The organism is Pseudomonas sp. FW305-7 (assembly GCF_058786735.1).
Genome location: NZ_JBYSZA010000004.1, coordinates 305,420 through 319,440, shown reverse-complemented (window position 1 = coordinate 319,440; position 14,021 = coordinate 305,420). Strand labels below are relative to the sequence as shown.

Here is a 14,021-nt window from a genome sequence, read left to right as displayed (position 1 = left end):
CCCCGATGGGCTGCGAAGCAGTCCTAAAACCCTTACACGTGGTCTGTCTGATACAACGCGGTTGCAGGTTTTGGGGCCGCTTCGCAGCCCATCGGGGATGAATCCCCTCACCACAGGGTTACCTCGTGTCCTAGGGATCTGCGTTAACTAGAGGTACGTAGTGGTCAGGCGAATATCCGCCTCGACCAGATCCTTCGGCGGTGGTGTCGGTTCGATCCCGCACAACCGGGCGATGTTGTTGCCCAGGTAGTCCTCGAGATGATCCTCATCAATCCCCAATCCCTGCGGTGCCGGCGAGCACAACACCTCCAGTTCGCGCAGCCACATGCCCGGTTCGTTCGGTGGTGAGTCGGTGCCGAAGACGATCTTGTTGCGCGGCAGTTCCTTGGCAAACTCGACGATCCGCGACTGGAAGCACCAGCCCGATTCGCAGTACACGTTGGGCGTGTCCATGGCCATCCAGAACGCTTCGAACGAGTAGTTGCCGCCGGTCTGGATACCGAAGTGGCCGATGATGAAATTGACCATCGGGAATTCGCGGATGATCGGGTAGAACATCGTTGGAATCGTATACGGGCCGTCGCCGGTGTGGATCAGCACGACGATGTTGTATTTGGCGCAAACCTTCATCGCCGGACGCAGCCAGTCGAGTGCGCGATCCGGCCGGTAGCCGTGCATGTTGGCGTGCAGCTTGAGCATCTTGAAGCCGTATTCCTTGATGTGGAATTCCAGCTCCGCCGCACCGTTTTCCGGTCCCCAGCGCGGGTTGAAGTTGAAGTTGCCGATGAAGCGGTCCGGGTATTTCACGCAGAGTTCGGCGATGTACGACATGTAGTCGCGCACGCCCTCGCGGCCGCGGCGGTTGCCGTCGCGATAACCGGTGTTGCCCGGCGGTGGCTGGATGAAGCCCATGTCGATGCGGCGCGGTTTGCCGTTGATCATGTACGGGCCGTCCATCAGCTTGAGCATGCGCTCGCCGGTGAACGGTTCGCCGGTGTGGCGCCAGGCCTCGTCGACCAGGTTGGTGGGGTGCAGATGGGTGTCGATGATCATCGGTTCAGCTCCTGGCCAGTTGGGTGGTGACGGGGCGCTTGAGTTGCGCCTCTGCTTCGGAAACGGAACGCGGCGGCGGGGTCGGTTCGAGGCCGATCATCCGCGCGGTGTTGTTGCCCAGATAGTCTTCAAGGGTGTCCTCGTCGAGGTTCAGGCCTTGTGGCGGCTCGTGGCAGAGCACTTCGAGCAGGCGCAGCCACATGCCTGGCTCGTTCGGCGGGGTGTCGGTGCCAAAGAGGATCTTGTGCGTCGGCAAGACCTTGGCGAATTCGACGATGCGCGATTGCAGGCACCAGCCGGACTCGCAGTAGACGTTGGGCAACTCCATCGCCCATTGCATCGGTTCGAACACGTAGACACCGCCGGTCTGCACGCCGAAGTGGGCCATGATGAAATTGACGTTGGGGAATTCCTTGATCATCGGCACCCATTCCGACGGGATGCTGTACGGCCCGTCGCCGGTGTGCAGCTTGACCGGGATGCCCAGTTCGGCGCATTTCTCAAAGCATGGACGCACCCAGTCGAGCGCACGATCAGGCCGGTAGGCGTGCATGTTGGCCTGCATCTGGACCATACCGAAGCCGTGCTCCTTGACGTAGCGCTCGATCGCCTCGACGCCGTTCTGCACACCGCAGCGCGGGTTGTAGACGAAGCAGCCGATGAAACGGTCCGGGTAGGTCTGGACCATTTTCAGGGTGTAGGCCATGTAGGCGTCGATGGATTCGCGGCCCGAGAGTTCGCCGTCGGTCCAGGTGTAAATCGTGTTGCCTTGCGGCGGCTGGATGAAGGCTTTGTCGATGCGGCGAGGCTTGCCGTTGACCATGTACGGGCCATCCATCATCTCCAGCAGACGCTCGCCGGTGAACGGATCACCGTCATGCCTCCAGGCGAGGTCCACCAGATCGGTGGGATAGCAGCTGATATCGATGATCATTGAAGTCGATCTCCTGATAGCGGGGAAGGGAGCTTTGCGGCTCTCGGCATCCACGTCCCGGGCAATCGGCCATTTCTATGCGCTGGACACGCGCATTCCCTCGCCTGTTTGCATCCGGCCCGGGTGGGTGGCTGCTGGGGGCGAGTATTGGAAAGGGGGGAGCGGTTCGTACAATATTAATTGGGCGTGGTGGTGATATGCGTTCGATATGGTTTTGCGGTGATGGGGCTGACCTCATCGCTGGCAAGCCAGCTCCCACAATGATCGAGGTGTTAATCCGATCTGCGGCGCAACACAGCAACTGTGGGAGCTGGCTTGCCAGCGATGGCGTCAGGATTGTGTACGCTGGGCCAATTGTTTGATCACTTCAACCACCGGCGCCACCCGCTCAGCCTGCCCATGCGGCCACACCGCATACAGGTTGTAATGCGCCGCAATCTGCGCCTCGTTCAACGCTACCAGCCGCCCATTGCGCAACGCATCGGCGGCCAGTAATCCCCGCACCAGTCCAGCGCCGACACCCGCCTCGGCAGCCGCAATCAAATTCGCCGCATTATCAAAAACCACCCGCGCCGGCGGCTCCACGGGCGGCATGCCCGCCGCATCCAGCCACGGAATCCACGACCGCCGCGTATACCCCAACAACGGCAATTGGAGGATCTGCGCCGGGCTCAACGGCACCTGCAACCCATGCCGTTCCAGCAAAGCAGGCGAAGCCACTGCCAACACCCGATCCCCGCAAATCTGCGTCATCTCGCAGTCGTCCCAATCGCCATAGCCATAACGCAACGCCAGATCGACCCGCTCGAATGTGCTGCGATCACTGCGCGGCATCGACAGCAGCGTCACCTCGTAATCCGGCAACCCATCGAGCAACTGCGGCAAACGCGGATTGAGCCAGCTCTGCGCCAGTTCGCTATCGACATCCAGCGTCAGGCGTTGCGCCACGCTGCGGTTTTTCACCGAGGACAAGGCCCGATCAATCTGCGCCAGACCATCCGACAACACGCTGGCAAACAACTGCCCGGCATCCGTGAGATTGCTGCCGCCGCCTTCACGCACGAACAGCGGCTGACCAATGAAGTCTTCCAGTGCGCGGATCTGCTGGCTGATCGCGCTGTGGGTCAGATCGAGCTTGCGGGCGGCACTGGAAAAACTGCCGCTGCGCGCAGCGTGAATGAACGCACTCATGGACTGCACCGACGGGTATCGCTTGTACATGTTGTTAGTCCTGCTTACACCGGTTGGCAGAAATCGTCGCTGGCCGCGTGTTGCCAAGGCTCCCACTATTCGGTCACCAGGCCCGCACAAAGACGGGCCGCTCTTTTGGAGCCTGACAATGATTGCATTCACGGTTAACGGCGAACGACGCGAGCTGGATGAGGCGTCCCCCTCCATGCCCTTGTTATGGGTCCTGCGTGATCAACTGAAACTTACCGGCACCAAATTCGGCTGCGGCATGGGCCTGTGCGGTGCCTGCACCGTGCATCTGGACGGTGTCGCGGTACGTTCCTGCCAATTGCCGCTGGCCGCCGTCGCGGGCCACAGCATTACCACCATCGAAGGCCTGTCACTGACAGAAACTCATCCGCTGCAACTGGCCTGGGTCGCCGAAGATGTGCCGCAATGCGGCTACTGTCAATCCGGTCAGATCATGTCCGCGGCTGCGTTGCTCAACACTGGGGCGGCGGTGACTGACGATTCGATCCGCAACGCGATGTCCGGCAATATCTGCCGCTGCGGCACTTACGGGCGGATCAACAAGGCGATCAAACGCGCGGCGAATACGCCGAAGGAGGCGTGATGCGCCTGCTCGACGACACTTTGATCGAACCGTCACGCCGAGTGTTTCTCAAACAGGCGGCGACGGTGGCTTCGGGGCTGGCGATTGCCCTGTATTTACCGTCCGGCGCAGCCGCCACTGACTCGAAGGCACCCGCGCCGGCCAGCGAATTCGAGCCCAACGCCTGGGTGCGGATCTTCCCCGACGGCACGGTGAAACTGGTGGTGCACAAGCACGATTCCGGCACGGGCACGCAAACGGCGCTGGCCGCTTGCGTGGCTGAAGAACTGGACGTCAACCCGATGACCGTGCAGGTGATCACCCCGGAAGATCCGTTCTTCGACACCTACATTCACCCGATCTGGAAAGTCTTCTCCACCGGCGGCAGCACCAGCGTCTCGCTGGAATACGACCGTTTGCGCATGGCTGGGGCCACGGCGCGAGCGCTGTTGATCACGGCGGCTGCCCAGCAGTGGAAAGTCAGCCCTGACAGCTGCACCACCGAAGAAGGCCGAGTCGTCCATCCATCGAGCAGACGCAGCCTCGGCTACGGCGAACTGGTCGGCGTGGCGGCGCATTTGCCGGCGCCGGAGCAGGTCACGTTGAAGGATCCGGCGCACTTCAAGTACATCGGCAAGCTGCGTCACAAGCGCGATGCAGCAGCCAAGGTCTGTGGGCGTTTCAAGTACAGCATTGACGTGCAATTGCCGGGGATGCTGGTGGCGGTGATTCAGCGTGCGCCGGTGGTTGGTGCGAAGGTGATCAGCGTGGATTCGGCGGCAGCGTTGCAGGTGCCGGGTGTGCGCAAGGTGATCGCGATACCGGGGCGGCCGGATGTGCTTGGCGGCAATCTGGAAGGCGTCGCGGTGCTGGCGGACACGTTCTGGGCCGCGCAACAGGGGCGCAACGTGCTGGCGATTCAGTGGAGCGATTCAGCGCTGGCCGGGTTCGACAGCGAACAGTTGGCCAGCGCTCAAGCCAAAGCCATCGGCGATCCGAAAATACAAACCGTCAAAGCCATGACCCACGGCGATGTCTCCGGGCAATGGCCGAGTGCTGCAAAGCTGATCGAAGCCGATTACACCATGCCTTACAAGGTGCAAAACCCGCTGGAGCCGATCTGTATCACCGCGCAGGTCAAGGATCAGGCGATCACTTACTGGGGCGGCGTGCAGGTGCCGTCGTCAGCACTGGAAGCGGCGCAAACCGTGTGCGGCATCGACAAGGCCGGGGTCACCATCAACGAGTTGGTGTCCGGCGGCAGTTTCGGTGCGCGAGAGGCCAAGTACTGGTTGTTCGAAGTCGCGTATCTGGCGCAACAGACCGGTGTGCCGGTGAAACTGCTCAACAGCCGCGAAGACGAAATGCATGCGTTATTCAATCACCCGGCCACCCTGCATCGGGTCAAAGGCGCGCTGGATGCGCAGGGCAAACTGACCGCGCTGCAATTGCATGCCGTGTCGCCGGCTTCGCCGGAGCAGTGGGAGCCGGGTTATTTCGAACGCCCGGATCGCATGGATTACAGCACCACCGAAGCGATCACCGCGTGGGACTTTGCCTATCGCCCGCCACACCTGGACCTGAACTGGGTCAAGCACGAAAGCAACGTGCCCAGTGGCTGGTATCGCTCGGTGAGCTTTATTCCCAACGTGTTTGCTGTGGAAAGTTTCATGGATGAACTGGCCCATGCGGCGGGCACCGATCCGTTGGCGTTCCGGCTGGCCAACATGCAGGAACGGCCACGGCATGTGGCGGTGCTCAAGCAGGCTGCCGAGCGTGCCGGATGGGGCCAGCCGTTGCCGCCGGGCACGGCGCTGGGCATCGCCACGAATCAGGGTTACACCAGTTTTATCGCAGTGGTGGCGCGGGTTGCGACCGTCGATGGCAAGGCGAAAGTCGAAAAGCTCACCTGCGTGGTCGATTGCGGGTTGGCGGTGTCGCCGGGCGGGGTCGAAGAGCAGATCTATGGCGGCCTGATGTGGGGCCTCGGCCACGCGTTGTTCGATCGGCTCGACATCAAGCAGGGGCGGGTGGTGCAGAGCAACTTTCACGACTATCGCGTCACGCGCATGTCCGATATGCCCGCCACCGACATCGTCGTATTGGACGGTGAGCCGAGCAAACCCGGCGGTGTCGGCGAACTGGGCAGCCCTTCGGTGGCGCCGGCCATTGCCAACGCGTTGTTTGCGCTGACCGGCGTGCGGCAGCGCTCGACCCCGCTGAGTCTGGGGTAAGCCGCCATGGACCTGCGCTTGTTGCGTTACTTCATGGCGCTGGCCGATGAGCTGCACTTCGGCCGCGCCGCCGAACGCCTGCACATCTGCCAGCCGCCGTTGAGTCAGCAGATCCGTTTGCTCGAAGAGGAACTTGGCACGCCGCTGTTCGAACGCAGTCATCATCGGGTCGAGCTGACAGCGGCGGGGCAGATGCTCAAGGAGCAGGCGCCGCTGGTCTTCGAGCAGCTAGAGCGGGCGCTGGACCTGACCCGGCAGACCGGGCGCGGGCAGCTCGGTGAGCTGGAAATCGGCATGATCAGCTCGGTGATGGTCGGCGTGCTGCCCAAGGCTCTGCACCTGTTTCGCCAGCGCTATCCGCAGGTCAACTGGCGCCTGCACGAAATGACCCCGGCGGCGCAGGTCAAGGCGTTGAAGGAAAAACGCATTGATGCCTGCGTGTTCCGCGTCGGCTATGACGATCCGCAGTTGCGCAATGAATTGCTGATCTACGAGCCGATCCATGTGGTGATGCCGGCGGATCATCCGTTGGCCTGTCGCGCGGTGCTGGCCCCGGCGGATCTGGCGCAGGAGCCGTTCGTGGCGCTGGAGTTGAAGCAGTCGCGGTTTGCCAATTTTCTATATCAGTGCTGCATTCAGGCCGGGTTCACTCCGCAAATCCGTCAGCAGGTGATCGAGGTGCAGACCTTGCTCAGTCTGGTACGCGCCGGGTTTGGCGTGGCGCTGTTGCCGGCCTCCATCGAGCAATTGGCGCCGGCGGGGCTGGTGTTCAAGTCGCTGACCCCGGCGCTGCCGGAAGTGCCGCTGTATGCCACTTATCGCGCGGACGATGCTTCCCCAGTCCTCAAACTCTTCCTCGACACGTTGCGTGAGCTGAAGCGGGCGGAGTGACAGTCATACTTCTTTTGGAGGTGCCGGCCTCATCGCGGGCAAGCCCGCTCCCACAGGTTCCGTGGTGTTCTGAAGATTGGTGTCACACCAAAATCCCTGTGGGAGCGGGCTTGCCCGCGATGAGGCCGATAAAGTCAGCATCCATGCTACTGGCGCACCATTTCAGTCACTTCGCACGATCAGCGGCAGCTGCGGTCGTAACCTTCACATGTGCGTATCACTTGTGGAGATCCAATGAGCCAGGAAGTCCTGACCCGCGAAACCAATCGTCGCCAGTTGCAGCAAATCATTGCCGGGCTGTCCGACGGAGTGATCCTGCTCGAGCTGGATCAAAGCATTCTCTGGGCCAACGAAGCCGCGCTGGCCATGCACGGTGTCAGCCGGATCGGCGAGCTGGGCGCGAACGCCGAGGAGTATGCCAAGCGTTTCAGCCTGCGCTATCGCAACAACCACATGGTGCCCGCCGAGAATTACCCGATCAGTCGCGTGGCGCGCTGTGAAGTTTTCAGCGACGTGCTGATCGAGCTGTTCGCTGCGGATGACCCGGAGCGTGTCTGGGTGCACAGCGTGCGCAGCATGGTGCTGACTGACCGTGAAGGCCAGCCGGAGTCGCTGGTGCTGATCATGAGCGACGTCACCGACTGGGCCAACGCCGAGCAGCGCTTCGAGAAAACCTTCAACGCCAACCCGGCGCCGGCGGTGATCTGCCGGCTCAGCGATTTGCGTTACATCAAGGTCAATCCGGGGTTTCTCGAGATGACCGGCTATACCCGCGACCAGGTCATCGGCACCTCGGCCTATGAAATCGACATCCTCGAACAGGCTGAGCACAAGGATCTGGCCATTCAACGCCTGAAAGATGTCGCGACCATTCCGCAGATGCAGGCCGAGCTGCGCTTGTCTGATGGCAGTACCAAGCAGGTGATCGTCGCCGGGCAGCCGCTGCTGCTCAACGATGAGCAGTGCATGCTGTTTTCCTTCGTCGACATGGAGCTGCGGCGCAGGGCTGAAGTGGCGCTGCGCCAGAGCGAAGAGCGCTTCGCCAAGGCCTTCCGTCTGACGCCGGTACCGATCCTGATTTGCAGCGCTGACGAGCAGCAGGTGATTGATGTCAATCAGGCATTCCTCGATACCCTGGCCTATGCCAGCGATGACGTGGTCGGCAAAACCGTGACGCAACTGGACTTTATCGACGACGAGGGCGCCCGCACCCGGTTGCTGACGGCCCTGGCGAAGAACGGACGGATCGACCGGGTCGATGTGCGGCTGCGCAAGAAAGATACGGATCTGCTGGAGTGCGCGGTGTCCGCCGACACGGTCAATATTCAGGACATGTCTTGTTATCTGCTGGTGTTGATGGACATCACCGAGCGCAAGCGTACCGAGCTTGAGCTGGTGGCGGCGATCGAAGAGGTGATGAAGGACGCCTCGTGGTTCAGTCGTACGCTGATCGAAAAACTGGCCAATGTGAAGAAGGTCAATTCGCCGCAGCTGCCGAGTGTGTCGTTCACTGATCTGACGGCGCGTGAACGCGATGTACTTGGGCTGATCTGCGAAGGGCTGGCGGACAAGGAGATTGCGGCGCGGTTGAAACTGGCGCCGAATACCGTGCGTAATCATGTGGCGACGGTGTATTCGAAGCTGGATGTGCATAGCCGCAGCGAGGCGATTGTCTGGGCGCGGGAGCGTGGGTTGTTTTCTGGTGAGTGGCGGGCCAAGGGTCAGCGTTAGGGTGCAAATGCACTAGTTCAGCCGGTGCAAATTCGGGTGTCGGCGGGCGGGGGCTGTTCTTAGTCTGTTGGGGTGCGATACGAGCCTTTTATGGCTTGGGATCGTGTCCCTTCGAGTAGTTAAAGGAACGGCCTCAATGATGAATCTTGCGCAGTTGCGCGCCCGGCTTGAGCACAGTTTTTCGCCGTTGGCTTGCGAGTGTTCGGTAGATGGGGATCATTCGCTGACGGTGAAGCTTTATCACGCGGTGTCCGGGCAGGTGGATCTGGTGATCAGTGGGTTGAAGCTGGATGCGTTGCGTACGCCGGAGTCGGTGGACGCGTTGATTGATGAGTTGCGGTATGAGTTGCAGAGTAATTCTTTGCGTTCGTTCAGTGATATTGACTTGGCTTAGGTCCCCTGTGGGAGCTGGCTTGCCAGCGATAACGGCGGGGTGGGCGTCGATGGTTTTGCTGATGAGTGCATATCCGATGCTGCGGTAACGGCTGCTTAGGGTTCCGCCCTTACGGCGGGTCACTTTTTCCAGACGCCGAAAAAGTAACCAAAAAGGCTTTACCCTGACGTACGGCCCTCGCTGTGGCTCGGGTTCCTTCGCTCCGGGGTTCATCCGGGGCATCGCCTCCGGTTTGCTTCGCTGCACCTCCTCTCGATGTCCTCCCCGGATGAACCCCTCCACTCAGCCTTCCGACGGGCGCTTTAGATCAAGAGCGGTACTCGAGCTAACGCTCATTGTGTTGAGTGGGGCGGCATGCGCCGCGTTTTGGGTGTATTCATTTCTTTGTGGGAGCTGGCTTGCCAGCGATGGCGGCCTTTAGGCCGACCTGTTTCTGGTGGGTGAATCGGGTTTCAAACTGTGGGAGGGGGCTTGCTCGCGAAGGCTGCCTGAGAGCCGACCTGTTTCTGCCGGTTGTACTCAACCCTTGTGGGAGCTGGCTTGCCAGCGATGGCGGTCTGACAGCCGACCAATCTCTGGCTGGTGAACTTGGTTCAAATTGTGGGAGGGGGTTGCTCCCGAAGGCTGCCTGAGAGCCAATCTGTTTTTGTCGGTTGTACTCCATCCCCGGTAGGAGCTGGCTTGCCAGCGATGGCGGTCGGTATGGCGAAGCTGGCGTGAATCATTTTTCCTTCAAATCCGGCGCAAAATCGACAGCCCTGGCTTCTTGATGTGGCCGGTTTACTGGCGCTTGCGGGGCTGTCGGCTATAAAGAATGAGTGGTCAGGTCTTCCGTGGTCGGTTCGGTCGCGGGAGTTTGTCTCTCATTTTCGCGGGTCATCCTATGAACAATCTTGGGAAACGCGTGTGTTCGCCATTGTCGTTGGCTTTTTCCGTGGCGCTGTTGGCCGGTTGTGCCAGTCCTCCGCCTCCGCCCCCTGTAACGCCGCCTCCACCGCCGGAACGTACTTGCCAGGTCATCGAAAACACTGAGGTGTCGGGTGACATGTACGTCGACGAACAAGTCACTCGTCACACCACGACTACCCGTTGCGTCACTCAATAACGCCGGCGGGGCGCAGGTCTCGGGTTGAGCGGATTGTGCTGGTGGCCGATCTGCTCGGCACGGCGGTGTTTGCTGTGGAAGGGGCCATTGCGGCGATGCGCAGTCAGCTCGACTTGCTCGGGGTGATGGTGATTGCGTTTATCGTCGCGCTCGGTGGTGGGGTGACGCGTGATTTGCTGATTGGCGCCACGCCGCCGAACGCGGTGGCCGATTGGCGTTATCCGGCGTTGGCATTTTTCATGGGTGGACTGGCATTCGTGTTCCATGAACAGGTGCTGGGCTGGTCCGGGTCCACGCTGATCGTGCTCGATGCGGCGGGGCTGGCGCTGTTTGCCGTGGCGGGGGCGCAGAAGGCGTTGAATTTCGGCATTACGCCGTTTGTAGCCATGCTGATGGGTACGATTACCGGCGTCGGCGGTGGGGTGTTTCGCGACATTGTGCTGGCGCGGATACCGGTGGTGTTGCAGGCGGATTTGTATGCCAGTTCGGCGTTTACCGGTGCGGCGGTGTTGATCATCTCGCGGCGCTGCGGTGTGCCGCCGGTCGCAGCGGCGTTGCTGGCAGGCGCAGCGTGTTTGCTGCTGCGCCTGTTGTCCGTGCATTTCGGCTGGCAGTTGCCGAAGGTCATTGACGCCTGAGTGTCAGACTTCCTCGATGCGCACCCAACGCTGCTCGCGCGCGGCGAGGCGAATCGCCGTGGCCAGACGCTCGACGGCCCAGGCCTGTTCGAAATCGGTGCCGCCCTGGTGGCTGCCGGCCAACGCCATCAGCACGTCATGCACCTCTAGCGTCTTCAGTTCGTTGTAGCCCAATTGATGACCCGGGGCAGGACTGAACGCGGCATAACCCGGCAGGTCGGGGCCGGCGAGCAGGCGCTGGAAGCCGTCCTGTCCGGCGCGGAACAGGCGCAGTTCGTTCAAACGCTCTTGATCGAAAGTCAGGGTGCCGCGCGTGCCGCTGATTTCAAAGCTCAGGTGATTTTTGTAGCCGTGTTTGAGCCAACTGCTGCTGAACGTACCTCGGGCGCCATTGGCGAAACGCAGCAGCGCGTGGACTTGATCGTCGACGTTGATCGGTTTTTGCGTGGTGCCGGCGCGGCGTTGGGTGTGGACGGTGTGAGTGTCGGCGCAAACCGCTGTGACTTCGCCGACCAGATAGCGCGCCATTGATAGCAAGTGACTGCCGAGGTCCGCCAATGCACCGCCGGCATGCGCCGGGTCGCAGCGCCATGACCACGGCGAGTCGGGATCGGCCATGAAGTCTTCACTGAACTCACCCTGAAAGCTGATGATCTCGCCGAGTTCGCCGTCGCGAATCAAGTCATGCGCCAGCGTGATCATCGGGTTGTGTTGATAGTTGTAGCCGACACGCGTGACCACTCCGGCGTCTCTGGCCGCCTGACGCATGGCGCTGGCTTGTTCGAGGTTCACCGCGAGGGGTTTTTCGCAGTACACCGCTTTGCCGGCAGCCAAGGCGGCCATGGCCATCGGGTAGTGCAGGTGATTGGGGGTGGTGATGGCGACCAGATTGACCTTGGGGTCATCGATCAATTGTTGCCAGTCGCTGTGATGGGCGGCAAAGCCCCAGGCATCGGCACAGTGGCGGGCGCGCTGTGGAACGGCGTCGGCGAGGGCGGCGAGGGAGAGTTTGAACGGCAGTTCGAACACTGCATTGACATTGCGAAACGCCAATGCATGGGCACGGCCCATGAAACCTGTGCCGATGAGACCGATACCGAGTTCGCGCATAGCCGTATTCCTTGGATTTTTATTTTCAGGAAGGCTATTTATGGAATAAAAATTCTCTATATGCAAATTCTAGAATAAATATTCAACCCGTGTAGGCGCTGCCGAGGCTGCTCCTACATGGGTTGGATGCGATCAGGACAGGAAGCCGCCGTCCACATTCAGCGCAACGCCAGTGGTGTAGCTCGACGCGTCACTGGCCAGATACAACACCGCTCCGGCCATTTCGCTCGGATCGGCCACGCGCTTGAGCGGGATCTGCGTCAGTGCCTGCTTGAGAATTGCATCGTTTTTCACCAGCGCCGAAGCGAATTTGGTGTCGGTCAGGCCCGGCAGCAGGGCGTTGCAGCGGATGCCGAACTGCGCGCATTCCTTGGCGAAGACTTTGGTCATGTTGATCACCGCAGCCTTGGTCACCGAGTAGATGCCCTGGAAGATCCCCGGCGAAATACCGTTGATCGACGCGACGTTGATGATGCTGCCACCGCCGTTCTCGCGCATCAGCTTGCCGGCTTCCACGGACATGAAGAAGTAGCCGCGAATGTTCACATCGACAGTCTTCTGGAACGCGCCGAGGTCAGTGTCGAGCACATTGCAGAACTGCGGGTTGGTCGCGGCGTTGTTGACCAGAATGTCGAGGCGGCCGAACTGTTCCTTGATCCCGGCGAACACCTGGCTGATCTGTTCCATTTCGCCGATGTGGCAGGCTACGGCGGTGGCCTTGCCGCCAGCGGCGATGATTGCATCGGCGACGTGCTGGCAGCCTTCGAGTTTGCGGCTCGAAACAATCACATGGGCACCTTGCTGGGCCAGCAGTTTGGCGATGGCTTCACCGATGCCACGGCTGGCGCCGGAGACGAAAGCGATCTTGCCGTCGAGGTCGAACAACTGAGTCTTGGACATGGGGGTTCCTTGGTGTGGGCCGTCAGAGGCTCGATTTTGCAATGACCTGCAAGCTCATCTGCTCCAGCAGTTTGTTCATGTGAATGAACTGCGCGAAGCGTTTATCCTGGGTCTGGCCGTGATAGAAGCGGTAGTAGATCTGCTGCACGATGCCGGCCAGACGGAACAGGCCGTAGGTGTAGTAGAAGTCGAAATTGTCGATCTGGATGCCGGAGCGCTCGGCGTAGTAATCGACGAACTCGCGGCGGGTCAGCATGCCCGGCGCGTGGCTCGGCTGGCGGCGCATCAGTTGCACGGGCGCCGGGTCGCCGGCCTCGATCCAGTAGGCGAGGGTGTTGCCCAGGTCCATCAGCGGATCGCCGAGGGTGGTCAGTTCCCAGTCGAGCACGCCGATGATCTGCATCGGGTTGTGCGGGTCGAGGATGACGTTGTCGAAGCGGTAGTCGTTGTGGACGATGCTGGAGGTCGGGTGGTCGGCCGGCATCTTGTCGTTGAGCCACGCCTTGACCGCTTCCCAGTGCGGCGCATCCGGGGTCAGGGCTTTTTCGTAGCGCTCGCTCCAGCCTTTGATCTGGCGGGCGACGTAGCCTTCAGGCTTGCCCAGATCACCGAGGCCACAGGCCTTGTAGTCGACCCGGTGCAGTTCGACGAAACGGTCGATGAAGCTTTTGCACAGCGCTTCGGTTTTTGCCGAATCCAGGCCCAATTCCGGCGGCAGTTCCGAGCGCAGGATGATGCCGTTGACCCGCTCCATCACATAGAACTCGGCGCCGATCACCGATTCGTCGGTGCAATGCAAGTAGGCTTTCGGGCAATACGGAAAGCCATCGCGCAGTTGATTGAGAATGCGGAATTCGCGGCCCATGTCGTGGGCGGATTTGGCTTTGTGGCCGAACGGCGGGCGGCGCAGGACGAATTCCTGCTCCGGGTATTCCAGCAGGTAAGTCAGGTTCGACGCACCGCCGGGAAACTGGCTGATCACAGGTAAGCCGCTCAGGCCCGGAATGTGCGCTTTGAGGTACGGATCGATCAGGCTGGCATCGAGTTCTTCGCCAGAGCGGATACGGGTGGACTGGTCAGTAAGCGCCATGCTTATCCCTTCTGCTTATTTTGGAGGCCAGACATCATTGGCTAATCTAATGGCGCGCTCGGGCAGCCACAAGCGCGGGTCGGTCTTATAGGTTAGCGTGTTGCACGATAATCACCTTTGGGAATGTGCGCGGCGGGCCGTGGGCGACTAAGGTTTAG

At 60.9% G+C, this 14,021-nt stretch carries 12 protein-coding genes; 6 read left to right on the top strand and 6 right to left on the bottom strand.

Features of this window, described 5'->3' with window-relative positions; all coding sequences use genetic code 11:
- Positions 1 to 147: 147 nt before the first annotated feature.
- From AC3WMT_RS08410 to AC3WMT_RS08400, 3 genes are all read right to left on the bottom strand, one after another.
- A complete protein-coding gene (locus AC3WMT_RS08410) occupies positions 148 to 1,053 on the bottom strand; it encodes an amidohydrolase family protein (protein WP_103303313.1) in 906 nt (301 codons plus the stop codon).
- A gap of 4 nt (positions 1,054 to 1,057) precedes the next feature.
- The gene (locus tag AC3WMT_RS08405) at positions 1,058 to 1,987 is read right to left on the bottom strand and encodes an amidohydrolase family protein (RefSeq protein WP_103303314.1); all 930 of its coding nucleotides are present in this window, start codon (positions 1,985 to 1,987) and stop codon (positions 1,058 to 1,060) included.
- Positions 1,988 to 2,317: 330 nt separating this feature from the next.
- Positions 2,318 to 3,208: a LysR substrate-binding domain-containing protein gene (locus tag AC3WMT_RS08400; protein WP_103303315.1), complete on the bottom strand. Its 891-nt coding sequence runs from the start codon at positions 3,206 to 3,208 to the stop codon at positions 2,318 to 2,320.
- 118 nt (positions 3,209 to 3,326) lie between these two features.
- Between AC3WMT_RS08400 and AC3WMT_RS08395 the strand changes: the two genes are divergently transcribed.
- From AC3WMT_RS08395 to AC3WMT_RS08370, 6 genes are all read left to right on the top strand, one after another.
- On the top strand, positions 3,327 to 3,791 hold the full coding sequence (locus AC3WMT_RS08395) for a (2Fe-2S)-binding protein (protein ID WP_103303316.1): 465 nt from the start codon (positions 3,327 to 3,329) through the stop codon (positions 3,789 to 3,791).
- Entirely contained in the window at positions 3,791 to 6,004 is a 2,214-nt protein-coding gene (locus AC3WMT_RS08390; RefSeq protein WP_103303317.1) for a xanthine dehydrogenase family protein molybdopterin-binding subunit, read from the top strand. The genes AC3WMT_RS08395 and AC3WMT_RS08390 overlap by 1 nt, the downstream gene beginning before the upstream one ends.
- A 6-nt stretch (positions 6,005 to 6,010) precedes the next feature.
- A complete protein-coding gene (locus AC3WMT_RS08385) occupies positions 6,011 to 6,895 on the top strand; it encodes a LysR substrate-binding domain-containing protein (protein ID WP_103303318.1) in 885 nt (294 codons plus the stop codon).
- 234 nt (positions 6,896 to 7,129) lie between these two features.
- Positions 7,130 to 8,626, top strand: a complete 1,497-nt coding sequence (locus tag AC3WMT_RS08380; RefSeq protein WP_103303319.1) for a helix-turn-helix transcriptional regulator — start codon at positions 7,130 to 7,132, stop codon at positions 8,624 to 8,626.
- A gap of 136 nt (positions 8,627 to 8,762) precedes the next feature.
- On the top strand, positions 8,763 to 9,020 hold the full coding sequence (locus tag AC3WMT_RS08375) for a DUF1652 domain-containing protein (protein ID WP_103303320.1): 258 nt from the start codon (positions 8,763 to 8,765) through the stop codon (positions 9,018 to 9,020).
- Positions 9,021 to 10,166: 1,146 nt separating this feature from the next.
- Positions 10,167 to 10,763 (top strand): trimeric intracellular cation channel family protein, encoded by a 597-nt coding sequence (locus tag AC3WMT_RS08370; RefSeq protein WP_256583511.1) that lies wholly within the window; start codon positions 10,167 to 10,169, stop codon positions 10,761 to 10,763.
- Between the two features lie 3 nt (positions 10,764 to 10,766).
- Here the strand turns inward: AC3WMT_RS08370 and AC3WMT_RS08365 are convergent, their stop codons facing one another.
- The 3 genes from AC3WMT_RS08365 to AC3WMT_RS08355 all read right to left on the bottom strand — a co-directional run bounded on the left by AC3WMT_RS08365 (position 10,767) and on the right by AC3WMT_RS08355 (position 13,863).
- Positions 10,767 to 11,873: a Gfo/Idh/MocA family protein gene (locus AC3WMT_RS08365; RefSeq protein ID WP_103303322.1), complete on the bottom strand. Its 1,107-nt coding sequence runs from the start codon at positions 11,871 to 11,873 to the stop codon at positions 10,767 to 10,769.
- Between the two features lie 132 nt (positions 11,874 to 12,005).
- The gene (locus tag AC3WMT_RS08360; protein WP_041480848.1) at positions 12,006 to 12,773 is read right to left on the bottom strand and encodes an SDR family oxidoreductase; all 768 of its coding nucleotides are present in this window, start codon (positions 12,771 to 12,773) and stop codon (positions 12,006 to 12,008) included.
- Between the two features lie 22 nt (positions 12,774 to 12,795).
- Positions 12,796 to 13,863: a phosphotransferase family protein gene (locus AC3WMT_RS08355; RefSeq protein WP_103303323.1), complete on the bottom strand. Its 1,068-nt coding sequence runs from the start codon at positions 13,861 to 13,863 to the stop codon at positions 12,796 to 12,798.
- Positions 13,864 to 14,021: the final 158 nt, after the last annotated feature.

Coding starts and splice junctions, on each gene's coding strand:
- AC3WMT_RS08395 (WP_103303316.1), top strand. CDS start 3,327: ATGATTGCATTCACGGTTAACGGCGAACGACGCGAGCTGGATGAGGCG.
- AC3WMT_RS08410 (WP_103303313.1), bottom strand. CDS start 1,053: ATGATCATCGACACCCATCTGCACCCCACCAACCTGGTCGACGAGGCC.
- AC3WMT_RS08365 (WP_103303322.1), bottom strand. CDS start 11,873: ATGCGCGAACTCGGTATCGGTCTCATCGGCACAGGTTTCATGGGCCGT.
- AC3WMT_RS08400 (WP_103303315.1), bottom strand. CDS start 3,208: ATGTACAAGCGATACCCGTCGGTGCAGTCCATGAGTGCGTTCATTCAC.
- AC3WMT_RS08380 (WP_103303319.1), top strand. CDS start 7,130: ATGAGCCAGGAAGTCCTGACCCGCGAAACCAATCGTCGCCAGTTGCAG.
- AC3WMT_RS08385 (WP_103303318.1), top strand. CDS start 6,011: ATGGACCTGCGCTTGTTGCGTTACTTCATGGCGCTGGCCGATGAGCTG.
- AC3WMT_RS08390 (WP_103303317.1), top strand. CDS start 3,791: ATGCGCCTGCTCGACGACACTTTGATCGAACCGTCACGCCGAGTGTTT.
- AC3WMT_RS08405 (WP_103303314.1), bottom strand. CDS start 1,987: ATGATCATCGATATCAGCTGCTATCCCACCGATCTGGTGGACCTCGCC.
- AC3WMT_RS08375 (WP_103303320.1), top strand. CDS start 8,763: ATGATGAATCTTGCGCAGTTGCGCGCCCGGCTTGAGCACAGTTTTTCG.
- AC3WMT_RS08360 (WP_041480848.1), bottom strand. CDS start 12,773: ATGTCCAAGACTCAGTTGTTCGACCTCGACGGCAAGATCGCTTTCGTC.
- AC3WMT_RS08355 (WP_103303323.1), bottom strand. CDS start 13,863: ATGGCGCTTACTGACCAGTCCACCCGTATCCGCTCTGGCGAAGAACTC.